The 2,656-nt window shown below is 65.1% G+C and carries 3 protein-coding genes; 1 reads left to right on the forward strand and 2 read right to left on the reverse strand.

The window, feature by feature from the left end; translation table 11 throughout:
- Positions 1-8: 8 nt before the first annotated feature.
- Positions 9-944, reverse strand: coding sequence for a LysR family transcriptional regulator ArgP (locus JOZ06_RS09570; protein WP_293231810.1), 936 nt, complete (start codon positions 942-944; stop codon positions 9-11).
- Between the two features lie 109 nt (positions 945-1,053).
- Between JOZ06_RS09570 and JOZ06_RS09575 the strand changes: the two genes are divergently transcribed.
- Positions 1,054-1,725, forward strand: a complete 672-nt coding sequence (locus JOZ06_RS09575) for a phenylalanine--tRNA ligase beta subunit-related protein (protein WP_293231812.1) — start codon at positions 1,054-1,056, stop codon at positions 1,723-1,725.
- Here JOZ06_RS09575 and JOZ06_RS09580 read toward each other — a convergent pair.
- The coding region (locus tag JOZ06_RS09580) for an HD domain-containing phosphohydrolase (protein WP_293231814.1) at positions 1,715-2,656 on the reverse strand (942 nt) is incomplete at its 5' end. The genes JOZ06_RS09575 and JOZ06_RS09580 overlap by 11 nt on opposite strands.

A 2,656-nucleotide genomic window follows, 5' to 3' on the forward strand; every position in this document is an offset into this window, starting at 1 on the left:
CACGCACCTTAGGGCAGAGGACGCGCCGGGGCAAGCGCCACCCTATCGGGATCGGTTTGCAACAGGCTCGCGCGCGCGCCGGCGCACACCGCCTGCGTCAGCCGCTCCAACCGCGGCGTTTGCAAATCCCAGCAGTGCCACCACAACGGCACGTCCAACGGCTGCGACGGCAACAGATCCACCACGCGCCCTTGAGCGAATGCCTGCCCCGCCTGCAACTCGGGCAGCAGGCCATAACAGAGTCCCTGCTCGATAGCGCGCAGGAACGCCTCGCTCGAAGGCAGGTAATGGCATGACAGCTGCGTCGGCGCCAGATCAAACGCCGCGCGCAGTACCTGCCATTGCAATAGATCCTTGCGGTCGAACACCGCCAGCGGCGCGTGTTGCGCCGTCTGGCGCGTCAGCCCGCCGTCGAACCAGCGCGCGATGAACGCCGGGCTCGCCGCCAGCCGGTAGCGCATCGCGCCCAACCACTCTGCGCGGCAACCGCGCAGCGTCTCCGGCTGGCTGGCGATGCCAGCCACAGCCCGGCCGGCCTCCATCAGCGCCGGCGTACGCGACTGATCGTCCAGGGTAATGTCGAGCAAGATGCGTTCGCGCTGCAGGCAGTCGCGCATGGCCGGCAACAGCCACGTCGCCATCGAATCGTGGTTGAGCGCCAGCGGCACCGACAGCCATCCCTCGTTTTCGCGCGCCATCTCGGCGCGCCACTCTTGCTCCAAGAGCCTGCTGCGTTGCAGATAGAGCAGAATCTTGCGCCCGGCCGGCGTCGCCAGGCAGGGCCGCGTACGCAACACCAACGGCTGGCCGATCTCCTCTTCCAGCGCGCGAATGCGCTGGGATATCGCCGACGGCGTCAAATGCAGGGACGCTGCCGCGCGTTCGAAGCTGCCGCTCTCCAGCACCGCCAGCAAGGCCTCCCCTTTACGCCAATCGAACTGCATGAATGCTCCGTAAATTAAGAAAATTTCATCCTATATGAAATATCGTCAATTTTGTTCACTCCCAGTCAGTCTCTGCCTCACAATCCAGCCATAACCGCAAGGAGAAAACATGCGTATCACGCTCGACGACAGCCTGCTGGCGCGTTACCCCAAAATGCAGATTCACGGCCTGATCGCGCGAGGACTCGCGCCCGACCGGCTCGACGCGCGGCCCTTTACCGGCTGGCCGGCAGTCGACGCCAACCAGGCCGACCGCGTCATCGCCGATTGGAAGGTGTTGCACAAGCAGCTCTCCGGCGACAAGCGTTCGCGCTGTTCGATCGCCTGGCTCGTCAAGGCCGCCGCCAGCGAGCGCCTGCGCCGCATCCACCCGCTGGTCGATCTGTACAACCAGGCATCGCTGCGGGCGCTGAGCCCGTTCGGCGGCGAGGACATTCAGCGCTTGGGCGGCGCGTTGACCCTGACGCTGGCGCGCGGCACCGAGCGCTTTGTGCCGCTAGGACAGCCGGAAGTGATCGAGCATCCCGGCGACGGCGAGGCGGTGTGGCTCGATGGCGCGGGGCAGGTGGTGTGCCGCGCGCTCAATTGGCTGGAATCGGACCGGCACAAGATCACCGAGACCACCCGCGACGTGGTGTTCGTCAGCGAGCGGCCCTGTGCGCATTTGCCCGATCCGCGCGCGGGGATGGACTGGCTAGCCGAGCAACTGGCTGGCGTCGTTGAAACGCTTAGCGCCTTTCGGCTGGATGCCGAGACGCCGGACTATCAGCTCACGCCGTAGCATCCGCCTGGATATAACGCGCGGCCACGTCGAGAAAGCGGTCGAAGTTTTGCTCGAACGCGTCCACCACATCCGGATCGAACTGACCGCCGCGCTCGGCCAGAATCATTGCGCGCACCGCATCGGCCGGTAGCGGCGCTTTATATCCCCGCGGCGAAATCAGCGCGTCGAACACGTCGGCCAGCGCCATCAGGCGGGCCGACAGGGGGATCTCCAGCCCCTTCAAGCCATCCGGATAACCGCCGCCATCCCAACGCTCGTGGTGCCAGCGCGCGATCTGCTTGGCAAAAGCCAGAAACGCCACCGGCTGCGCCGCCTCGCGTTCGGCCAATTCGATAGCCTCGAAGCCCAGCTCGGCATGACGGCGCATCACTTGCCATTCCGCCGCATCCAGCGCTTCCCGTTTTTGCAGGATATCGTCGGGAATGCCCACTTTGCCGATGTCGTGCAATACCGCCGACTTGACCAAGAGCGGCACGCTGCGCGGCGTCAGCGCGGCGTCGGGATAGCCTTGCGCCAGCAAATACTGGGCGAGAATAGCGATATAGGCCTTCGTGCGCCGCAAGTGGTTGCCGGTTTCGCTGTCGCGGATCTCGGCCAGGTGGGCCAGGGCCAGAATGCTCACATCTTGGATCAGCTGGTTTTCCTGCATGCGGCGCTCGACCTCCTCCTCCAGCACGCTGTTGCGCCCCAAGAGCGTGTCCCGCATCTGCTTGAGCGTCACATGCGCCTTAACGCGCGCCAGCACCACCGCGGGATGGATCGGTTTAACGATGTAATCGACCGCGCCGAGCGCAAGTCCGCGCTCTTCGTCGGTCGAGCCGTCCAGCGCGGACAAAAAGATGACCGGCACGTCGGCAAGTTGCGGATGCTGTTGGATCGCCTCAAGCACGGCGTAGCCGTCCATCCCCGGCATCACCACGTCGAGCAG

This window comes from Paludibacterium sp. (genome assembly GCF_019232825.1).
GTDB lineage: Bacteria > Pseudomonadota > Gammaproteobacteria > Burkholderiales > Chromobacteriaceae > Paludibacterium.